This is a genomic window from Parabacteroides johnsonii DSM 18315 (genome assembly GCF_025151045.1).
GTDB classification, from domain to species: Bacteria; Bacteroidota; Bacteroidia; order Bacteroidales; family Tannerellaceae; genus Parabacteroides; species Parabacteroides johnsonii.
On sequence record NZ_CP102285.1, the window covers coordinates 2,383,283 to 2,407,017 of the forward strand.

Genomic DNA, 23,735 nt, shown 5'->3' on the forward strand with positions numbered 1-23,735 from the left:
CATTTCCCCTATCAGCTTGTTCTTTTATTACATTTTTGAATAAACGTTTTAAACTAAGTCGTATGAAAAGAATTGTATCTATGATGGTGATCTTCACCCTTCTGTTGGGTGGCATGACCCATGTGCAGGCTCAAACAAGTAAAGCCGCAGAAAAAGCTGAAAAAAAGCAGGAAAGAAAAGAGAAAAAAGAAGAAAGGTTAGCTAAAGACGCCGTCATGGGCGAAGAAGCATTCAACAATGCCATGCAAGCTATCACAAACCAGTCGTTCGTACTCGAAGCCAACTCCGTACAACCGTTGAACGGACGTGTTTACTATGTAAACTCAAACACAAACTTCGTTTCATTGAACGACGGACAGGCTATGGTTCAGATCGCCTCCAACTCTCCTTACCCCGGTCCTAACGGATTAGGTGGTATCACCGTACAAGGTTCAGCATCCAATGTACAGGTTAAACAGGAAAACAACGGGAACGTGTATCTCTCCATGAGCGTACAGGGTATCTTTATCTCTGCAACCGTAAACCTGGTACTATACAGCGGAACCAACAATGCAATGGTTACCGTCGACCCGAACTTCTCAGGAAACGACCTGACAATGAACGGAACATTGCTTCCTTATTCTGACTCCAACGTTTTCCAAGGAACCACTTACTAATTCATATTATATATATTAAACAACGAAGAAGGGCGGCCCGATGATCGAGTCGCCCTCTCTTTTTTATGACAGTCCGGGTTACTTATCGAACCGGAACATATTGTACGAATGCTTCCATCGCTTCATAAGAAGCAAGACCTAACTGATGATACAGTTCGGCAGTAGCACGGTTACGGTCTTCGGCACGCTGCCAGAACAAGCGTTCGTCGTCTCCGAGGAACGGTGCGCTTTCAGCCTGCGACTGGTGTTTCAGGATCGCATTTCTCTTGTGCCGCAATTCTTCGGGAGAGATAGGAACAGCCATTTCCACATGGTCCATTTCCCATTCAGCCCAAGCTCCGCGATACATCCAGATACGGCAGTTCTTCAACCATTCTTCATCTTTCAGTTCGTCGATAGCCGCCAGAACAGCATTCAAACATACACGATGAGTGCCATGCGGGTCGGCAAGATCACCAGCAACAAACATCTCATCAGGCTTCACATCCGTCAACAACTTCTTCACGATGGCAATATCCGCTTCGCTCAGGTCGTTCTTCTTCACCAACCCTGTTTCATAGAAAGGCAGGTCGAGGAAGTGGATATGGTCGTCACTCTTGATTCCGCTGTAACGGGCACCTGCACGGGCTTCTTCCCGACGGATCGTACCTTTCATAAAGAGTACATCGCGTTTTTCAGCTTCACCTTCCACCTTTTCATAACGGAGGAAATGGATGATTTCTTCAGCTTTCTTCTTAACCGTTTCGTCTTCGGTATATTTGGCACAAACGTCACGCAGATATTCGCAATAGCGGATTACTTCTTCATCCCCTACGGCAATATTGCCGGAAGTTTCGTAAGCGACATGCACATCGTGATGCTGTTCACACAAACGGTGGAATGTACCGCCCATTGAGATTACATCGTCATCTGGATGCGGACTGAAGATAATGACTTTCTTCGGATACGGGGTTGCACGTTCGGGACGGTTTGAATCGTCCGCATTCGGCTTGCCTCCCGGCCATCCGGTAATCGTGTGCTGGATATCGTTGAATACTCTGATATTCACATTATAGGCCGAACCGTACAGGGCAAGCAGCTCACCCAGGCCGTTTTCGCTATAATCCTTGTTTGTCAGTTTCAAGATCGGTTTGCCCGTCAACTGGCACAACCAAACGATTGCGCGACGGATCAATTTGTTATCCCACTCGCAATTGGTAACCAGCCAGGGATGGCTGATACGTGTCAGATCATACGCGGCAGACAAATCGACTACGACTTTCGCATTCGTATGATTCTGGAGGTAAGAAGAGGGAACAGCGTCGCTCACTTTGCCTTCCACCGTTTTTGCAATGATCTTCGCCTTATCTTCACCCCACGCCATCAGGATCACATTACGGGCTTTCATCATGGTAGCGATCCCCATTGTGATAACACCCGCGGGCACATTGTCCAGTGACGGGAATGTACGGGAAGCTTCTTTACGGGCTGCCCCTTCCAACAGAACCAGACGGGTACGCGAACTCAAAGTCGAACCTACGCCATTGAACATAATGTTGCTCGCATGTCCCACGCCTAATAGGATATAATCCAAACCGCCTGCCTTCTGGATGTTTTCTTCGTACATCCGGCAGAAATCGATGATGGCATCCTTCGGCATACATCCGTCGGGAGCATAAATATTCTCAGGAGCAATATCAATATGGTCCAGCAAAGCCTCTTTCAACTGCGCTACGTTGCCGGCGGAAGGGGAGACAAGCGGGAAGAATTCATATTCGACAAAGACAACTACGTTGCGGAAGCTCAGTTGCTCTTCCTTATGCATACGGATCAATTCTTTATATACACTCAACGGAGAACGGCCTCCGGGAATAGCCATCACAAAATTTTCACCGATTTCCTGTTTCTTGCGAATCTGGTCCGCTATCTCCTTAGCGATAGCAAACGAACCTTCATCAGCCGATTCATAGATGTTTGTCGGAATCTTTTCCAGACGGGTTAAAACTGAATGCTCAAAAGCATTCTCCGGACGATAGTACCGCTGCGGTATTCGCGTCAGGGTAATCTGCGAACTAAGGTCTGTTTTCATGTTTAATTCTTGATTTAGTATATTATCATAACTTGAATCACAAATATAACAATAAATAAACGAATTTAGCTTTACCAGACCATTAAAAAAATCAATACGGTTATAGGCAATATAGATAATACAAGGTTTGGAAGATATGAACCGTAAATGATGGTTTACCGGTGTGAATTTATATGGCAACGTAGGGGCGGGGTTCTACTCCGCCCAATAAAAATAACGCCCGTCTGCCCGGGTTCAATGGGCAGAGCAGAGCCCTGCCCCTACGGAATGACAATTATTTTGCATAATCATGCCATCCAGGTTTCACATCGATAAATCTGCATTTACGGTTCATATTTCTTTAAAACAGCGTATTGGCAGCTGGAACCAGATGTCCCATCGACCAAACGGCACGGACAGCCAGATTGCGGTCCAGGATGATGATATCGGCATCTTTTCCACGCTGCAACGTACCTGTACGGTCGGATACCCCCATCAGGCGTGCCGGAGTTTCGGAAGCCATGCGGACAGCATCGGCCAACGGGATATTGGCTTTTTGAACCATCGTACGAACCAGCACATCCATCGTGGCAATACTCCCGGCAAGCGAAGAATGGTCGGCCAACTTGCAGACGCCATCCTCAATGATAATACGTGAACCTTCAGCCGGTTTCACATCGCTCGCGGCATAAGACAGCGCATCGGTTACCAGGCACGTGCGTTCCACCCCTTTCAGCTTATACACCAGACGAAGGATCGTAGAAGGCAAATGTTTACCGTCGGCAATCACTTCCACCGTCATATTGTCCATCAGGAAAACACTTTCCACCGTTCCTTCGTATTTATACTCACGACGCTTGTGGAAACCGGGCATTGCATTGTAGAACTGGGCAGCATGAGTAAAACCAGCCGCATAAGCCTCTTTGATATCCCCGAATTCAGCTTCCGTATGTGTAATGGCTGCCAGGATATCTTTCGACCTGAGATAACGGGCGAAATCATGCGCACCCGGCAATTCAGGACTGGCATCCCAACGCTTAATACAGTTCGTGCTTTCCAGAATAGACCTGTATTCTTCCTCGTCCGGATCTTTCACATCGTATAAGTTACCGGCCATCTTCGTATTCAAATACGGTCCCTCCACATGAAGTCCCAACACAGGACCATCCTTTTCCGCCATAAGCTTCTCACAGATAGAGACAGCTTTGCATATCAATTCTTTAGGAGAAGATGACAAAGTGGGGAAAAGAGTTGTCGCACCATGCTTCATATGAGCAGCTATCGCGCTATGGAAGGCTTCTTCTGTGCATTCCTTAAAATCGTGACCTCCACCACCGTGCACGTTCATGGCTACGAAACCGGGGACGATGTACATCCCCTTGGCATCAACCACTTTGGCCCCGATAACAGCCAAGTCACTATTTGTCACTTCCAAAATCTTCCCGTCGCTAATCAATACGGAGCCGTCCTTCAACCATCCCTGAGGGGTAAGAATCTGGCCATTTATTATTTGTGTCAGCATGTTATTCTTCGATTTTCCTTAAAACAGTTTATTCGTTCCTTCCACTAATTTACCCATCGCCCAAACAGCACGGACATTCAAGTCCTTATCCAGAATCTGGATATCCGCATCCTTACCTCGTTGCAAAGAACCCTTACGGTCGTAAACGCCCATGATGCGCGCCGGGGTTTCGGAAGCCATGCGAACGGCATCTTCCAAGGGAATCTCTGCTTTCTGGACGACCGTACGGATCAAGCGGTCCATAGTCGCAACGCTACCAGCAAGAGCAGAACGGTCAGCCAGCTTGCAAACGCCGTCTTCGATGATTACACGCGGGTCGAACGCCGTCTGGCTGTCACTTGCGGCACAAGCCAACGCATCGGTGATCAGACAAGTCCGTTCCACACCTTTGATCTTATAAACCAGACGGAGAATCGTAGGAGGCACATGGATACCGTCAGCCACCACCTCGACCGTCATGTCGTCGATCAGATAAATACTCTCAACTGTACCTTCATATTTATATTCGCGACGTTTGTGGAAACCGGGCATTGCGTTGTAGAAGTGTGTGGCATGCGTATATCCAGCTTCATAAGCAGTCTGGATATCTTCGTATTCGGCTTGCGTATGACCGACAGATGCCAATACACCCTTCGATGTGATATATTTACCGAACTGCATGGCACCCGGCAATTCAGGAGCGGCATCCCAACGCTTGATACAATGGGTTTCTTCCAACAGAGGGATGTATTCTTCCGGATCCGGATTCTTGATATTTTCCGGCAACTGGCCGCCGGCCATCTTCATATTGAAGTAATGTCCTTCCAGATGAAGTCCCAAGACAGGACTGTCTTTTTCCGCCATCAACTTCTCAGTCGTTGCAGCTGCTTCGCGAATCATCGGGATGGTCGAAGACGACAGTGTCGGGAAAATACTGGTCGTACCATGTTGCATATGGGCGGCAATTGCAACACGGAAGGCCTCTTCGGAACCTTCCATAAAATCACGGCCTCCACCACCGTGAACATGAATTTCTACTCCGCCCGGCACGATATACATACCTTTAGCGTCTATCAAAGTGGCTCCTACCACTGCCAGATCGCAGTTAGTCACTTCCAAAATCTTATTATCGCTTATCAGAACAGAACCGTCTTTCAACCAGCCCTGTGGGGTAAGGATCTTGCCATTTATAATCTGAGTTAACATAGCGCAAGAATTAAGTTTGTGTTTTTTAGTTTTTAAGTAGACAAAGGTAGAAAGATTTTCTAAAGAGAGTTAAAAATCAAGCGTTAATATTTACTTTTAAACCATCAACCGCCATGCTTCTATTGTCAGACAGCCCCATCATTGCCCTTTTGCCCTTGGCCGAAAAGACTTTTGCCCTTGGTCAAAAACCTTTTCGACAATTGTCAAAAGCCTTTTCGACCAAGGGCAAAAGGTAAAAGAATGGTAGTAACATCCATAAATACCTGTATCGATATTCATTAATTCGGATTATAGTATCCTTATTTTCAGCTTGAAATACAGTTGCGAATTTCGTATCTGCCAAGAATTGGCCGCTAACTGTTAGCAGCATTCAGTTCTTCCAGTTCCATCGTCTGTTCCGCCCAAAGATCCATCGTGTCGGAAAGGTTCTTCTTCAAATCTGAATATTCGGTGTATAAGGAAACATCTGCCGCCCCTTTCGGAGTGGCCAGCTTGGCCTCGATAGCTGCAATAGAGCTTTCGAGCTCCGTGATTTTCTTTTCGGATTCGGCTATCGCTTTTTCAACCTTCTTGATTGCTTTGCTTTGTTCCTTGCGGGCTTCATAAGAGAGCTTGTTTCGAGTCGGTTCCGAAACGGTTCCTTCCATAGAGACTGTAACCTGGGTGGAACGTTCCAATTCACGCAAACTATCCATTTTTTTATGTTCCAGGAAATCATAAATACCACCCAAATGCTCGATAACCCGTTTATTTCCGAATTCATAGACCTTATCTACCAGTCCATCCAGGAATTCACGGTCATGCGAAACGACGATAACCGTACCATCGAACTCTTTCAAAGCATCTTTCAGCACATCCTTCGAACGCATGTCCAAATGGTTGGTCGGCTCATCAAGAATCAACAGGTTCACCGGTTCCAGCAACAGGCGGATCATGGCCAGACGGGTCTTTTCTCCACCGGACAACACCTTCACTTTCTTGTCCGATGCTTCTCCACCGAACATGAAAGCTCCCAGTATATCCCGTATCTTCAGACGGATATCCCCCTGCGCAACGTAATCGATCGTATCGAAAACGGTCATATTCTCATCCAACAGCTGTGCCTGGTTCTGTGCAAAATAGCCGATCTTCACATTATGCCCCAACTGAAGCTTTCCAGTAAAGTCGGTGATCTCTCCCATTATGCATTTGACCAATGTGGACTTACCTTCGCCATTCTTGCCGACAAAAGCGACTTTATCTCCACGGTTAATGGTAAAAGTGGCATGTTCGAAAATCAGATGGTCGCCATAGCGCTTGGCTACATCTTCCGCTATTACAGGATAGGAACCGGAACGGGGGGCCGGAGGGAATTTCAGGCTCAACATAGCCGTATCCACTTCGTCCACTTCGATGCGTTCGATCTTTTCCAATTGTTTGATACGGGATTGCACCTGCACGGATTTAGTCGCCTTATAACGGAAACGCTCGATGAAAGCCTCCGTATCGGCCAATTTCTTCTGCTGGTTTTCAAAGGCACGAAGCTGTTGTTCGCGGCGCTCTTTACGCAACTCCACATATTCGGAATATTTTACCTTATAATCATAAATCTTCCCAAGTTCTATCTCTATCGTACGGAAAGTCGTGTTATCGATAAACGCCCGGTCATGTGAAACCAGGATCACCGCATTAGCACGTGTTGCTATGAAGTTTTCAAGCCATTGGATGGACTCGATATCCAAATGGTTGGTCGGCTCGTCCAGCAACAGAACATCCGGCTTGCGGAGCAGAAGCTTGGCAAGCTCGATACGCATACGCCATCCCCCACTGAACTCAGAGGTCGGCCGGTCGAAATCTTCCCGGCTAAATCCCAGACCGATCAATGTCCGCTCCAATTCGGCATGATAATTGTTTCCACCCATCATCTGGAAATGTTCCGTCAGATGCGTGACACGGTCTATGAGGTTTTGATACGATTCCGTTTCGTAGTCGGTCCGCTCAGCCAGTTGCTGGTTCAGTCGTTCTATCTCTTTTTCCATCTCATGGATATGCTCGAAGGCATGTTCCGCCTCTTCGCGCACCGTCTGAGTATCCGCCAGTTTCATCTGCTGGGGAAGATAGCCGATCGTCGTCTCCTTCGGTACACTGATCGAACCGGATGTAGGCGACTGCAATCCGGAAAAGATTTTCAGCATCGTCGATTTTCCCGCACCGTTCTTGCCCACCAGTGCAATACGATCCTTCTTATTTACCACAAACGAAACATCATCAAAAAGCGTAAACCCGCCAAACTCAACTGTAAGTCCTTCAACAGAAATCATATTTTTTCTCTTTTATGGTTGCAAAGATACAATTTATCCATAAAAAAAGCCTCGACTTTATACCGAGGCTTTTTTTATCAAAGATCCTGTGCCGTCCTTATCTCGTTTTTCATCAAACGTTCATGCAGGCCGTTTGTGATTTCGGCCCAGCCTTCTTCTATCCAAAGGGGATCTTTGCAGCAGGTCTGTTCCCATTCGCTCAATTGCTCCATGAGTTCTTGTGCTTTTTCCGGTTCGGATGATAAAAGGTCGTGCATTTCTTCCACATCCTGATCCATATTATACAGGACGGAATCGACTCCGCGAGTAATGATCAACTTGTACGAACCGGAGCGGACGGCCCGCGTATCCATCTTTCGCCAGAATAAGGCTTCATGCGGATTGCCGGATTTTTCCCCGGAAAGATACGGCAACAGGGAGACGCCGTCAACCGGTTTATGCAACCCTTCTTCCGGAATATCCAACGCATCCACTACCGTGGCAAAAATATCCAGCGAAGAAGTCAGCCCTGTGAAACGCTGATCCCGTTTGAAACGATCTCCCCAAACAACAAAAAACGGTACCCGCTGTCCGCCTTCAAACTTATTTCCCTTAAACCCTTTCAACGGAAGGTTTGACGACTGGTTTGTCGTGGAACCGCCATTGTCGCTCAAAAAGAATATGATCGTATCATCGAACTTGCCCGCCGCTTTCAGCTCATCCACGATTTTACCGACACCACGATCCAACGCATACATCATAGCCGCATACTTCTGACGGGGCTGTCCTTCGAAACGCGCCAAGTCTTCTTCCGCCGCTTCATTGGGAGAATGAGGAGCAGTAAAGGACATGTACAACATAAAAGGCTGCTCGCTTTCCGCAACAAACTGCCGAGCCTTAGAAGCCAGCTCATCAGTAAAGTAACCATCAAAAGACAATTTCTGCCCGTTATACTGATATTGTTGCAGGTTCCCATCCTTATCACTGGTTTCAGGATCATAGAAATAAGAGCGATGGCCGGCCAAAAGCCCATAGAACGTATCGAAGCCTTTCGCATTCGGACGCTGGGAAGGTTCGGATCCCAAATGCCATTTTCCGATGCAGCCCGTACGATAGCCATACCGTTTCAACAAAGCCGGAAGCAATTCTTCATCGTCAGGAATGCCGTCTCCCGGCTTATCCAGGTTACATTCATATCCATAGCGTTGTCCGTAGCGGCCCGTCAGCATCATGGAGCGTGAAGGACTGCTCACTGTCGCCGCTACATGAGCATCCGTAAAGATACGCCCTTCGGCTGCCAGGCGGTCTATGTTAGGTGTCTGGATATCTGCCGACCCCATAAATCCAAAATCCGCATATCCGGCATCGTCGGCGAGCAGAATCAGGATGTTCGGCTTCCGCACCTCTTCTTTCTGGTCGGAGGAACAAGCTGTCAATCCAACAATTGTCCCCAAGGAGACCACTAACAAATGATCGATTTTCATCCTATATTTTCCTTATCCGTCCTTTACTTTTCCTTTCTCTCAATAGGCGACGGGACTTTCTTTGCATACTTATCCCGGTCGCAGACAATCTTTCCATCCACATATTCCAGCTCGGCAATCTGGATAGAGGCACGATGATAGTTCCAAGTGTTTTCTTCCACTTCGATACCGTCCATCTTGTATGTTCGTCCCGGGTGGGTGAAGTAGAAGATAAAAGCACGGTCACCAATCACAACGACATCACAATGCCTTCCCTGGTCGAAATCGTCCGGACGGAGACCTGGCTTATTCAGGATCGTCGAATTATAGGTCCAGTTTGTCGCATCATCCGATTCATAACAATGCAAACCGACATATCCTAAATTGCATTCATCGATGATGTTCCAGTATTTATTTTTCCAATAAAAGACAACCGGCCCTTCGTGCGGGACATCGTCAATCTCGCATTTGCCGGTTACCTTCCAAGTTGTCAGATCCTTACTCACCCCTGTATTCGTTTTGGAGTCAGGAGTTTTATACCACATCTTCCATGTCCCGTCCGGCATCTGGAACGCCGAAGCATCAATACAGCCATGAGTACCCTCTATTTCCTCCACCAGGTCCCAATTCATCAGGTCCTTGCTCTTATAAAAGACAAGCCGGGCATCGCCTCCCCAAAAAGGATGGATACCGGGGATAAAGGTCACGATCATGTAATAAGTGTCCTCATGCTTGAACACATCGGGAGCCCAGAAGGTGCTCTGTCCCTGCATGGGTTCCGGCAGGTTCGCCGTTCCGACATAATACCAGTTTTTACCGTTGTTCTTGGTAGCCGCGATCCCGACTTTACTACCATAGACACAGGCCACTTCCTGTAAGTTAGGGACATTGGCACGGCGTTGTGTATAGAACATCCACCATTCCTGCCGCTCCTCATTCCATTCGAGCGTCGGGTCGGTAGGACCGTCATGGATCGGACAACGAAACAAAGGAGCCGGCGCATGTTCAATGTCGAACGGCTTGTCCTGTGCAAAAAGGCTTGTCCCGTAAAACAGGACTGCCAACATAAATAAGATTCTTTTCATGCTATTCTGATTAGACTATTATACAATTATTTATTAATAGAGCGAGATTTCCCCCAGGCCGGCACGTCCTTCGGAAACATTCTCGATTGTCAGGCGGACATATTTCACTTCCCGGTCGACCGTCATCGGTTTGAACTCCCACCCCGTACATTCGCGTTCATACAGGAGTTCCCACCGTTCTCCATCCTCAGAAGTCTCCACTTTATGCTTATAAGAAGAACTGTCTTTCTGAAAAAGGATACGGCTGGCAGCCACGTACGTCGGACGGTCCAGTGCCAAAGTGACCACCTGAGGCAACCGGTCTTCTCCGGCAATCCACCAGGTATGATCGTCATTGTCGATTATATTGGAAGCCGGATACCCGTCCTGGCTGCTTCCAACCTGAACCGAAGCTATTTTCAGGCGAGATTTCTCCAAAATACGCTTCTGCCAGGAAGAAGGTTTCACCACGACATTGTCTTCTTCCTTTCCGGTAAACAGGGCATGCTTTCCATCGGGCAGATACTTTCCTTCAAACGGTTTCGTACTGATTTCCGCTTCACCGGAAGATAAACCCTCTGCTGTCGCTCTCACCGTAATCTTACCAGCTTTCTTCGTCGTGCGGACAAATACGAAACCAACACCTCCTTCTACCTTCTGAGGATTGATACCGATACGGCTGATCGTATCTCCGACCAATACCCCTTCGCCTGACACCTGAATCCGGATTTCCTGTCCGGAGTTGTAAACCAAAGAACCATTCTTATCACAGACCTTAAAGTAGACAGGGATCATATCCGAACCGTCGGCAACAGGGACAATACCATCCGTCTTGATATCCACAACCAGACGATCAGCTTGTTCCGGAGTGCTCACATTGTGGGTCGCAACAACCTTTCCACCCACCAACGCTTCCGCTTTTAATGTCCCGGCTTCATATTCCCCGGCATTAAAAACGAATACAGGACTGCCTCCCTTCTCAACAACCGAACGATACAGCGGAGTCCGTTCTGCCCGCGTCTGAGTTCCGATCAGTTTTCCATTACGGTACAGACGAACCTCGTCGCAGTTGGAGAATACTGTCAAATCCGTCGTTGACGAGGCGAAATCACCCGAAGCATTATAAGAAGCGATAAAGACCATCGGTCCTTCATACAATCCCAGTTGCGAAACCGCCTTGTCCCGCATACTCTGTAACATGAAATAGCTGAATTTCGGATACCGGTTGATATCCACCACACCGCTATACATCGTTTCATCCTGGCTACCCCGCGCATAGTCATTGTAGCTCCAAACGAAATGTCCGCCCATATGCGGATTGGCATCCAACATACACCAGTCAAAATAGCCTTTACCGTTCAATTGCTCGATACGGCTACGGCACTGGCGCATCTGCTCCTGCTCGCTTTCTTTCAGGCTGACCCGCGGCTTTTCGCCCACGCCATCTCCCCATTCACGGGTAAACAACGGCTTGATCGCTATAAAATCTTCCGGATAATTACTCATCACATCTCCGTCTTTCGGAAATTTGGAAACCTGTTTATAAAAGACATCATAATAAGGCTCCATCTCCGCATGTCCGAAATAATCGCCTGCCGTATACATCTGGTCGCCCGGATATTCGGCATGAGACAGTTCGAAAATCTCTTTTGCCAAAGAGACCGGATAACGGGATTCGTTCAAAGCCGTTTCCCAAAGAACGACAGATGGATGATTCCGGTCACGACGGATCATCTGGCGTCCGATTTCATACAGACGTTTAATAAAGGTGGAATCCGGATTATAGAACTGCCATCCGGGAATACACTCCACCACTAACAGTCCATACTCGTCACATGCTTCCAAGAAAGCCGGGTCATTCGGATAATGGGCGGCGCGAACCGCATTATAACCTCCCCGTTTCAGGTCGATCACATCCCGAACCTGCATCGAGTTGGAGGCTGCATCCCCGACATTGGCAAAAGCCTGGTGGCGGTTAGCTCCACGCATATACAATTTTTCCCCATTGATAAAGAACCCGTCCTCGGCCGTGTACCGGATAGTACGAATACCGATTTTCCGGGTGGTTTCATCGAGGACTTTATTTTCCGATAATAACTGTGTATGCAAGGTGTAGAGATTAGGCGTATAAGGATGCCATAATGCAGGTCGATCGACAATGAGATCCTGCTCCACCGTCCCGTCCGATTGCTTTTGCAAGGTTACTGGTGTTTCAGCCTCTGCAACGACATGGCCAACAGAATCGACCAGTTGCGAGATAACGGACAATGTTTGATCTTTATCCGTCAAATTCCGAATATGGGTCGCAAGATGTGTCCTCGCCTTGTCTTTCGTTACTTCAGGAAATGTCACAAACTGACCTCCGCCGGCAACAATATTTTCCTGTAACGGGTCGGTGATATATACTTTGTCAGTAATCACCATCCGGACATCCCGATAAATTCCGCTATAATAATAGAAGTCCATCTTGTCCTGCGGCTTTCCCGGAGGTGTCAGTGGATCCGGTTCGGCAGAGACCCGGATAGCCAGCACATTATTACCGTTCCAATCAATACGGTCCGTAAGGTCTGCGACAAATCCCATATAACCGCCATGATGTTCCGTCACTTTTTGACCGTTCAGATAAACATCGCAATTCGTCATCACTCCTTCAAAGGAGACGACGACCCGTTTATCCTTATATTTTGCAGGCAGTTTGAAATAACGGCGATACCAACCGACCCCGTCATAAATGGAGTTCCCGCCACAATGTTTCGTTTCCAGTTGCATGATATGAGGCAAGGCAACAGGCATCCATCCGGAATCATCCAAATCCGCCCGTCTCCCCTCTTCCACATCCCCCCGATAAAAAGCCCAATCGGTATTCATATCCAGGATTTCCCGGCCGGAAGAAGAAGGGGAACAAGAACTTAGTCCTATATACAAGAAAAAGAACAAGAAAAAATTAATTCGTTTCACATCAATAAAGATCATTAAATTTTATACTACTTCGTAAATTTAATTTACAAAAAATCAAGAACTCTGTAAAATCAGGACAACAAAGGGATTCTATCCCTCCTCTTTTTATAAATCCACAAGGCCAAGAGCTTTCAACTTTCATTTAAATGTAATCATTAACACTTGGGGTATTACTACTTTCTTTTTACTATCTTAAAATGCATATCACAAAAATCCATAAAACGTTCCCAATCATAATCTGTTACATCATGCTCTCCTGCACGTATATGATAGCCAACATCTGTCATGATTGGCTGATGAATATCAGGCATTATATTTGTTCCTAATCCGGAAAGACCATAAAGTTCATAAACTGGCCCTGCATGATAGACCGATAAAAACTCACCTTTAGGGTCTGCCCAAAGATCACCCACAGCACTGGCAACATACACATGCCGAGGTGCAATCAGGGCTAACAACTCATGCTGATCAAAAGGTAATTTATCCTCGTTATCAGCATATTGTTCAAAAGCAGGACAAAACCAATGAGGAAAAATTTTAACTATTCGAGCTATATTTTCACCATACACTCTCTTGGAAAGAGCAGCTCCACCACAACCTGAGTCATTAGATATGACAACTTTAAAACGGGTATCCTGAGCACCTGCCCATAGCGCAGCTTTCCCTTGTCGAGAATGCCCCATTATAGCAATCTTTTCAAGATCAACCCAATCCTGTGTTTCTAAATAATCAACAATACGACTGGAACCCCACGCCCAAACTCCAATAGCTTTCCACTCATCTAATGCAGTTGAATTAGGATCATATGTTGGAAACAGAGAAGAAACACTGTGCTTTATCAACCCAAGTTTATCCGGAAAAATATCATGGTAGCACATCGTAGCAACAGCATATCCTCTATCAATAATTTTATCATAACACCAACGATTCATTTGGTTTCCACGCTGCCAATCTGGATGGTCAGGAGCTTTCACTAAAGAAAATGAAGGTGAATAAAGTACAGTTGTATCAAGTGTTGTACTATGGTTTCCTTTAAAATTATATCCAACAAAAACAGGAACTTTTCCTTTCCGCTTATTTGGAATATACACTAATAATATTGCTTCTACAACATTTTTTCCATTCGTAAACTTAAAACGAACCTGCTTACTGGTAGCTCTTCCTCCCATATCATTGGGATTCTCTGTTAATTTTTCATATGTAACAGCAATTGTTTCTTTTGGAGTTCGACCGTATTCTTGAGAATAAAAATACTCTAACACTTCAGGGCGTCTTTTTTTCTCCCACTCAGCAACAGTCGTAACTTTACTCCCATCATTACAAGTTAAAACATCTGGTAAGACGTAATTCGGAACTTTTGATTCATCATAACTTATACCTTCTATTATAGCTTGTCCTTTAACAATACAAGCTATTAATAAGAGACTTAGAATTAATATATAGGTTCTCATATCATGTCTTTTTATATTGATCTACAATAAAAATAATTGTAATTCACTAGTTAAGCCTTTAAACAAATAAAAAATCCACTTCAAAAAGTCTTAAATATCGATTTCTTGTTTATTCTTCATGGAAGAATAAAGATACGATTTTCAGACTTTTTGAAGTGGATTTTACTTAATTAGAAATTAAAAAATTAATAACCGTCATTTTGTTCCAAGTTAGGATTTGCATCCCGTGCCTTCTGTGGAATAGGCAAATAACGATTCGTTACTTTAAAACTACGATTTTCAATAAACTCGTCTGTTCCAGTAATCGTTGCACGAGTATAAGGATCAGTACCATTATAGTCCACCGTACCAACAATACGAGTCAACTTTCCGTTCAAGACTTTTTCTGCGATCATTTTACCGCTTTCGTCTTTCCAACGTAAAATATCGGCACGTCTTAATCCTTCACCAGCAAATTCTATTGTACGTTCACGGCGAATCAACTCACGCAATGTCGCTTGTGTGCCATATTTACTCCGATCCACAGCTTTATGTCCTGCACGTAAACGAACTTGATCCAACAAATCATAAACAATAGCCGACGGACCGTTCAACTCGTTCTCTGCTTCTGCATAAGTTAAAAGGACTTCTGCATAGCGGAAAATAATCGGGCAAGCATTTGTGTTCCACATATCGGAATACTGAGATTTAGGTCCCAAATACTTATACCAAGTCAAAGCTGTTTTAGATGCATTATCAGCTCCACCCGGAAAATCTTTGTTATCCTCTCCGTTAATCTGCTTATCCAACGTATTAAATATTCTTCCATTCCAATCTTGTCCAGGAAAAATAACCGTCATTGCCATTCGTGGATCTCGATGAGCAAAAGGATGAGCGGGATCATAATAAGTTCCAGCTTCTTCCTTTGTCAAACCGTTATCCATTTCATACATATCTATCAGTTTTTGTGTCGGAACAATAGAAGACCATCCTGCATCTGCATTATTATACATCTGACCGATAACTCCAAAAGTTTTCAAGTTCTCAATACGTTGAACCGATGCTATAATCTCTTTTGATCCTTGACCAGCAACTGTAAACAGATTGGAATAATTAGAATCCAACTCATATTGTCCCAAGTCCATAATAGCTTGAGCAGTAGCCTTTGCACGATCATAATCACCATAATACAAAGCAGAACGCATCTTTATTGCTAAAGCTGTCCCTTTAGCAATATAACCTCTTGAAGAAGGAGCATCTTTCAACAAAGGAATAGCAGCATCCAATTCATCATAAACGAATTTTTTTACTTCTTCCTCTGTATTACGTGGAACCTGAGCTTCTTCTGCTGTTTCATAATTGCTAATAATAGGAATTCCACCATACCACCAGTTCTTATCAAAATATTGGTAAGCACGGATTGTTCGAACCTGAGCAATCATATCGTTTTTCTTCGCATCATCTTCAAATTCGATATTTTCGATATTTTCCAAAAAAGTATTACAACGGCGAATTATATCGAATTTATACATATCGTAAACCGAGGCAGCAGCACTCATACTACCATTTCCAATCGTTTTCCACTCCTCCCATTCGAAATTGTTATAGCCGATATCCGAACCACAATCCAAATATACAAGTTGCGTCGGGTCTGCCCAACCATCATAACAACCAACCAAAAATTTTTGTGCGTCATCTTCCGTTTTCCATGTTGTAGAAGGAGAAAGCGCATCATGCGGAACTGTATCCAAAAAATCAGAACAGGAAGTTACACCCATCAATGACATTCCTGTCAACATATATAAAAATAATCGTTTCATCTTAATTTACCTTAAGTCATTAATATTGTTTAGAATGTCAAGTTCACACCAAACGAATGAACTTGCGATAACGGGTAGTTAGAACCACGTTCTCCTTGACCAGAAGTAGGCGGAGTTTCCGGATCAAAATTGACGAGCATATTATGGATAGTAAACAGATTTTCAGCCGAATAATATACACGCAAATTCTGTACACCTAATTTTTTCAACCAAGACTGTTGGAATGTATAACCAAACTGCAAATTTTTCATACGCAAGTAACTTGTGTTCTGCAAGAAGAAATCTGTCGTATAGTTTAGACTTGGAGACTTTGTATCGTAAGCAATACGAGGCATCTTTGCATCCTGATTGTCAGGAGTCCAAGCATCCAACCAAACAGATGCCGGATGAGAATCATCACCTTTGAAATATCCAATACCGTCATTTGTCAAATAAATATGTCCACCGGCAGCTCCCGTAAACAGCATTGAAAGATCAAAGCCTTTCCAACCAACATTCAAATTCAAGCCATAAGCCCATGAAGGATCAGCCGAACCACAAAAATCACGGTCTGCTTCCGTAATCTTACCATCACCATTTACGTCCTGAACAATTACATCCCCTCCTTTAAATTCTGCAGTTCCAAAAGGATAACCGGACTGTCCTGAATATTTATCCATCCATGCTTTAGCTTCTGCATCAGAACTGAAGAAACCGTCTGTACGATACATGTAATAAGAGTTCACACGTTCTCCAACTGCTCTGTACATATTACCATTGTTCGGATCTGCCATGGAAGGAACTCCACCTAAATCCAACAATTTATTTTTATTGTAAGAGAAATTAGCTGTTGCACCGAATGACCAGTCACCCCATTTATTGTTATAGCTTAGAATAACTTCGACACCACGATTCAGCATTTCACCCACATTATCTTTATACGGTTCCAAAGCGAATTCTTTCGGAACAGAAACATCCATGATAATACCAGTTGTTTTTCTGTCGTAATAATCTACTGTTAAATTAATCTTATTATTGATCGTTGCATCTAAACCCAATCCCCATGTACGAGCTTTTTCCCAAGAGATTGTCTGCAGTTTATAATATTTCTGATAAAAACCAGAATTTAAAGATCCACCAAATGGATAGGTAGCATCCAATTGATAAGTATTCATCCAAGGATAATAATCGTCTAATGCATCCTGATTACCCAATAATCCCCATGAACCACGAACCTTCAAATTATTCAACCAATCTTTCGTGTTTTCCATGAACCCTTCTTCACTCATACGCCAAGCAGCAGAGAAGGATGGGAAATATCCCCAACGATTACCATCAGCAAAACGGGAAGATGCATCTGCACGAATATTGGCCTCTAATAAATATTTACCAGCATAATCGTAATTAACACGACCAAACCAAGAAATCATAGCCAATTCACGACGATATCCCTCATTTTTCTGAGTTGATGCATCACCTGCATTCATATCATCCAAATCGTTATTCGGGAAATTTTTACGCTCCATATCATTTCTATAAAAGCTATATTTTTCAGTATGCCAACCGGCTAAAGCCTTTAAGCCATGATCTCCGAATTGTTTATCGTAGTTTAATAAAGCATCAAACGTCGCACGATGCCAACCTTCAAATCTCTCATTCAATTGACTCTGTTGAGAGGGGAAAGTCGCATTATACATATAATCTTTCTGGAATGCACGTCTATGCATCTGATCATTAACATAAGCACCAGTCACAGTAGCCTTCAAACCATCGATAATTTCATAGTCAAGTGCCAATGAACCTGAAAAGTTCTGAGTTTTCGTATCTATTTTCTGGTCCATATCCAACCAAGCAATCGGACTACCGTCACTGATAGTTCCCCAAGTTCCATCATCATAGCGGGCAACTATCCAAGGAGCCATACGATTCAACTGACGAATAATCTGGTCCGAATCTGTACCTCCAAAATAACTGGGGTTAGGATCTGAATAATCATTCTTGATATAGGCCAAATTCAAACGGGCCGTTAACTTCGACGTCAACTTTACATCCAAATTCGTACGTCCGCTAAATTGCTGCCTATCAGAATTCCTCAAGATACCCTCTTGAGATAAATAACCGACAGATCCCATATATTTGACATCTTCCGTACCACCACTTACATTTACGTTATGGGAATGCTGAACCGCAGTCCGATACCCCAAATCATACCAATCAGTATTCGGATAAAGAGGATCTGTTCCATCTTTGAATTTTTGCAAAACATCATCTCCAAAACGGGGGGTCATTCCCTGATCAATCATCGCCTGATTCAGACGAGTTGCATAATCATAAGAACTCATACGATCAACCATCATTGTCGGACTAGAAAAACCTACATTCGCATTATAAGAGATACGAGCTTTACCAGTTTTACCACGTTTGGTTGTAATCAAAATGACACCATTGGATGCTTTTGATCCATAAATGGCAGCAGAAGCAGCATCTTTCAACACAGAAATACTTTCAATGTCATTAGGATCGACTTCGTTCATCGTACTCGTTTCAATACCATCCACCAAAATATACGGGTCAGCAGTATTCAACGTTCCAACACCACGTACACGAATCGTTGCGCCATCTTGTCCTGGTCGGCCTTGGCCAGCTGTAATCGTCACCCCTGGCATAGTTCCTTGTAAAGCTGTAGACACATTCTGCACAGGACGACTTTCCAACATTTTGCTATCAACTTGGGCTACAGCCCCAGTCATATTTACCTTCTTTTGTGTACCATACCCTACAACCACAACCTCTTCTAGCTTTTGGGTATCCTCCACCAGATTTACAGCTAAAGTAGCTTGTCCTGTGTACTTGATTTCTTGTGTGATATAGCCAATAAAAGAGACTTGAATAACATCACCGTTATTCACTTCCAAAACAAAATTGCCATCCAGGTCGGTAACTGTACCATTTGTAGTACCTTTTACTACTACTGATGCACCAGCAACTGGGCCTAATACATCATTAACTGTTCCCTTCAAACTTTTCTGTTGCTGAGAAATGCCAACTTTGGGAGTTGCCGTCATATCCGATGCATACGTTGTTCCAGCAGAACAAAATGCAGCAAACAGCAGCAGGAAGCTAACAGGTCTTGCGATTTTCAACATACTAAAATAGTTTTTTGTTTAATAATAATAGTCACTATATGAATAAGATCCAAGGAGGTGATAAACACCTGACTTATAGACTTTATACATTCATGGTATGATTTCTAACATATATCATAAATTCGCCATATAAATGAAGACATAGTTCTTGTAGGACTACGTCCTTTGACATGGCAAATGTAATACATTTATTTATTATCATGCATGTTTTTTTTAGAAAAAATTAGCAAGAATACTCTTGAATGTATTTTAATGCCGTTTTTATACATCGAGACAAATATATTAAAATATTTTACTAATACAAACAATATTAATCGTCATTTTCTTCTACTACTTCTATATTCCGCCCTAAATCCTTTGAAAATTCGACAATATGATAGTATTGTACAAGATGTATGAATCTACGGTTTGTTTCATACATGTTCCGAAGTTCTCAAATATTTTAATCAAGTACACATCTTGAAATGTTAATTAACAACTAAGTGTATTCGAGTGTTATTTTCTAAGCCTATCAAATTTTCCGGCTTTTTTCTTTATACTTATTGTATATATCTAATATCTATAGAATAGACTCTAATCAATAATTTAATTTGTTATATGATTGCCCGCTTTTCCCCACAAGCGCCTCCAAATATGCAAACAACTAATAACCAGAATAATAACACAAAACTATCTACATATTAAAGCAATCCTATTTATTGGCTGATAATTGTATACTGTCCGGTTGATAATCATAGACCACACGACTTACTAACATCAATATACCAACCACCGAGAAAATCAAATTTACTCCCAAGAGATTTTGCTATGGACTGGCTGATAAATTCTGATGTTCCAGTACAAATTCGTATAACTTAATCATAGTCCTACAAGAACTTCATACAAAAATCCCTCCTTTTTGCTTATACATCTTTATATTTTTTACAATAAGTCTTAGTCCTACAAGAACTACGTATATGCAAGCATAAACTTTGGCTCTAATTACTAAAAAATAAGCAAGTAAGTGTGAGCTGTAGAAGAAAACAGGTCCTCTTAAAGCCTATTATATCTAACTATTATTAAACAAAAAACAATTAGTATGTTGAAAATCGCAAGACCAGTCAGTTTTTTGCTGTTGTCTGTTACCCTTTGTTCATCAGGGGTGATATTTGCTGCCAACGAAACTGCTACTCCCAAAGTTGGTATTTCTCAGCAACAGGCAAGTTTGAAAGGTGTCGTTGAAGACGAACTCGGCCCGGTAGCCGGAGCCTCGGTCGTTGTAAAAGGTACGACTAACGGTACCGTCACCGACATGGATGGAAACTTTACCCTGGAAGTAAAAAAGGGGGATGTAATCGTTATCTCATTTATTGGTTATCTTACTCAAGAGATTAAATACAATGGAGAACAAACGATCAAAGTCAATCTGAAAGAAGACACTCAAAAATTGGAGGAAGTAGTCGTGATCGGCTATGGTACTCAAAAGAAAGTAAACCTCACCGGTGCTGTTGCATCTGTCGGCTCCGAAGAATTGAAAGAGCGCGTCAATACAGATGTGTTGGCTTCCGTTCAAGGGCAGGTACCGGGTGTAACCATTATCAACCGTCAAGGTTCCATCTCCATCAACATGCGTGGTCGCGGAAATTTGGGGACTTCTTCTCCATTGTTTGTCATTGACGGAGCTATCGCCGATGCAACTCTTTTTTCAAGCTTGGACCCAACATCCATCGAAAGCGTTTCTTTCTTGAAAGATGCCGCTTCTTCGGCAATTTACGGTTCACGTGCCGCTTACGGTGTCGTATTAGTAAAAACCAAAGATGGTAAGGAAGGCGACGTAAAAGTAACGTACGATGGAACAGTCTCTATGAAAATTGCAACCTATACACCGAAAGTGTTAAGTTCGGAGTGGTATGCCCGTCTGAGCAATGAAGCTGCATTTAACGAAAATCCAAATGCGGAAATGCCTTACACGGACGAAGAAATCGAGTTGTTCCGCAACGGCAGCAACCCGGACATGTATCCTAATACCAATTGGTATGACCTCGTACTCGACGATCTCGCTGTCATGACCAAGCATTCGGTCAGCGTTAGTGGTGGAAACAAAGTGAAGTATTACACTTCATTGGGCTATATGTACGACGATAAATTTACACCGGGTGCATCTTCCAACCGCTATAACATGATGACGAATCTATCATCCGACATCACTTCCTGGCTGTCATGGCGTTCAAATTTCAAATACATCCAGAATACAAACAACACCGAAAGCGGTGGTATCGGTTATACGGAATTACTAACCGTTCCTTCTACATATGTAGCTCGCCAAAGCAACGGTGAATGGGGTAGTTATGAAGGAGGTAATCCAGCAGCACTGGTAAACATGCAACGCAACCCATTGCGCCGTCTTGAAGAAGGAGGATGGAACAACAACAAGTCTCAGAACACCCTGATCGATCTCGCTCTCGACATCAAACCCGTAAAAGGACTGACATTGACCGGACAGATGATCTACAAAGCGTATGACTACAAAGGCAAAACATACGAAGCCAATAGAAACAAGATCAAAGACTTCGTCACAGGCAAAGAACTGAACGGAACAGATGTGACGGCATCTAAGATGACTTATGACTGGAATGAAAACACCCGTCTGACTTATAACGGTTTGGCAAACTATAACTGGAGCAACGACAATCATAATATAAGCGCATTAGGCGGTGTCTCCTATGAGCATTACAAATACCAGCAACAGAAATCATGGCGTCGTAACTTCCCGACAAACGGTATGACTGGTATCAATGGCGGTTCGAGCGCACCAAGCGACATGAATACGGAAGGCGACGTTTACGAAGACAAACTGATGTCATATTTCGCACGTTTGAACTACTCGTTCCAAGATCGCTATCTGTTAGAAGCCAACTTCCGTGCCGATGCCTCATCTCGTTTCCACAAAGACAATCGCTGGGGATTCTTCCCTTCCTTCTCTGCCGGATGGCGTATCAACCAGGAAGGCTTTATGCAAGATGCAAACTGGATCGACAACCTAAAGTTACGCGCATCCTGGGGACAGCTTGGTAATATTAATAACGTAGGCCAGTATGACTATTTCGCCACTTATGTTCAGGGAGGTAACTACAACTTCGAAAACACAATCGTCAGCGGTATCCGGGAAGGTAAACCTGCCAACACCGGCTTAGGCTGGGAAACCGTGACAATCACCAATGTCGGCGTCGATTTCGACATCCTCAACGGACTTTTCAGTTTTACAGGTGAGTTTTACGACAAACAAACCAAAGATATCCTGCTGTCTTACCCAAGCCCAGCCGAAGTAGGTATCAATAAAGATTATAAGGTTTCGCAGAACATCGGTAAGGTAAGCAACAAGGGATTGGAATTCAACGTATCCCACAACAATAACATCGGTGACTTCTCTTACACGGTAGGATTCAACTTGTCCAAAAACTGGAACAAAGTGAAAGATTTAGGCGCGAACGATCCGATGATCGAAGATCCTTGGATCAAAAAAGTAGGTTATGCAATCGGTACATTCTATGGTTTCCGCACAGACGGTTTATTGACACAGGAAGATATCGACAACGGTAACTACATCACAGATGGTATTACTCCGCAAGCCGGAGATATCAAATACGTCGATTTGGACGGAGATGGACAGTTGACAGACAAGGACCGAGATTATCTGGCTTGCGACGTGCCCGACATCACATACGGTGTCAACCTGAACCTGCGTTACAAAGGGTTCGAATTAAGCATGTTCGGACAAGGTGTCACCGGAACGATGGTTCGTTTCTATCAAGAACAGGCATGGGCATTCTCTGACAATGCCAGCCCGCGTGAATTCCACTTGAAACGCTGGACTGTAGACAATCCGGACCCGAATGCAGCTTACCCACGTATCTATCCACGTACAAGTACGCATTCGACATTCAACAACAAATTCTCCGATTTCTGGCTGTTCGACTCCGACTATTTCCGTATCAAAAACATCACATTCGGATATAATTTCAACAAGAGCCAGATTCAGCATTTAGGAGTAGACGCGTTGAAGCTGTATGTCTCTGCCGAGAATCCATTCACGATCCGTGCCGACAAGAGAATGGAAGACTTCGATCCGGAAACTCCTTCGGGACGTGGTACAGACACCCGCGGTTCTTCTTCCATATCACTCGGTGTAAACTTAACATTCTAAATA

At 44.0% G+C, this 23,735-nt stretch carries 12 protein-coding genes; 2 read left to right on the top strand and 10 right to left on the bottom strand.

Annotated elements, in window-relative coordinates; all coding sequences use genetic code 11:
• Window positions 1-62: 62 nt before the first annotated feature.
• Window positions 63-656 (top strand): DUF4251 domain-containing protein, encoded by a 594-nt coding sequence (locus NQ564_RS09810; protein WP_008150639.1) that lies wholly within the window; start codon window positions 63-65, stop codon window positions 654-656.
• Between the two features lie 82 nt (window positions 657-738).
• Here the strand turns inward: NQ564_RS09810 and NQ564_RS09815 are convergent, their stop codons facing one another.
• From NQ564_RS09815 to NQ564_RS09860, 10 genes are all read right to left on the bottom strand, one after another.
• Window positions 739-2,724 (bottom strand): glucosamine-6-phosphate deaminase, encoded by a 1,986-nt coding sequence (locus NQ564_RS09815; protein ID WP_008150640.1) that lies wholly within the window; start codon window positions 2,722-2,724, stop codon window positions 739-741.
• Window positions 2,725-3,064: 340 nt separating this feature from the next.
• Window positions 3,065-4,225 carry an N-acetylglucosamine-6-phosphate deacetylase gene (nagA, locus tag NQ564_RS09820; RefSeq protein ID WP_008150642.1) on the bottom strand — a complete coding sequence of 387 codons (1,161 nt, stop codon included), beginning with the start codon at window positions 4,223-4,225 and terminating at the stop codon, window positions 3,065-3,067.
• An 18-nt stretch (window positions 4,226-4,243) separates the two neighbouring features.
• Window positions 4,244-5,410, bottom strand: a complete 1,167-nt coding sequence (nagA, locus tag NQ564_RS09825; RefSeq protein WP_008155248.1) for an N-acetylglucosamine-6-phosphate deacetylase — start codon at window positions 5,408-5,410, stop codon at window positions 4,244-4,246.
• Between the two features lie 353 nt (window positions 5,411-5,763).
• Complete coding sequence (locus tag NQ564_RS09830) at window positions 5,764-7,710, bottom strand: ABC-F family ATP-binding cassette domain-containing protein (protein ID WP_129650070.1); 1,947 nt, start codon at window positions 7,708-7,710, stop codon at window positions 5,764-5,766.
• 77 nt (window positions 7,711-7,787) lie between these two features.
• A complete protein-coding gene (locus NQ564_RS09835; RefSeq protein ID WP_008150652.1) occupies window positions 7,788-9,173 on the bottom strand; it encodes a sulfatase family protein in 1,386 nt (461 codons plus the stop codon).
• Between the two features lie 23 nt (window positions 9,174-9,196).
• Window positions 9,197-10,237, bottom strand: a complete 1,041-nt coding sequence (locus tag NQ564_RS09840; protein ID WP_008150653.1) for a glycoside hydrolase family protein — start codon at window positions 10,235-10,237, stop codon at window positions 9,197-9,199.
• A 33-nt stretch (window positions 10,238-10,270) separates the two neighbouring features.
• Entirely contained in the window at window positions 10,271-13,189 is a 2,919-nt protein-coding gene (locus NQ564_RS09845) for a glycoside hydrolase family 2 TIM barrel-domain containing protein (protein WP_008150655.1), read from the bottom strand.
• A 158-nt stretch (window positions 13,190-13,347) separates the two neighbouring features.
• Window positions 13,348-14,625, bottom strand: a complete 1,278-nt coding sequence (locus tag NQ564_RS09850; protein ID WP_008150658.1) for an alpha/beta hydrolase family protein — start codon at window positions 14,623-14,625, stop codon at window positions 13,348-13,350.
• Window positions 14,626-14,810: 185 nt separating this feature from the next.
• Window positions 14,811-16,424, bottom strand: a complete 1,614-nt coding sequence (locus NQ564_RS09855; protein WP_008155240.1) for a RagB/SusD family nutrient uptake outer membrane protein — start codon at window positions 16,422-16,424, stop codon at window positions 14,811-14,813.
• A 29-nt stretch (window positions 16,425-16,453) separates the two neighbouring features.
• Window positions 16,454-19,549, bottom strand: coding sequence for a SusC/RagA family TonB-linked outer membrane protein (locus NQ564_RS09860; protein ID WP_008150662.1), 3,096 nt, complete (start codon window positions 19,547-19,549; stop codon window positions 16,454-16,456).
• A 1,078-nt stretch (window positions 19,550-20,627) separates the two neighbouring features.
• Here NQ564_RS09860 and NQ564_RS09865 point away from each other — a divergent pair.
• Entirely contained in the window at window positions 20,628-23,732 is a 3,105-nt protein-coding gene (locus NQ564_RS09865; RefSeq protein ID WP_008155239.1) for a SusC/RagA family TonB-linked outer membrane protein, read from the top strand.
• The last annotated feature ends 3 nt before the right edge of the window (window positions 23,733-23,735 follow it).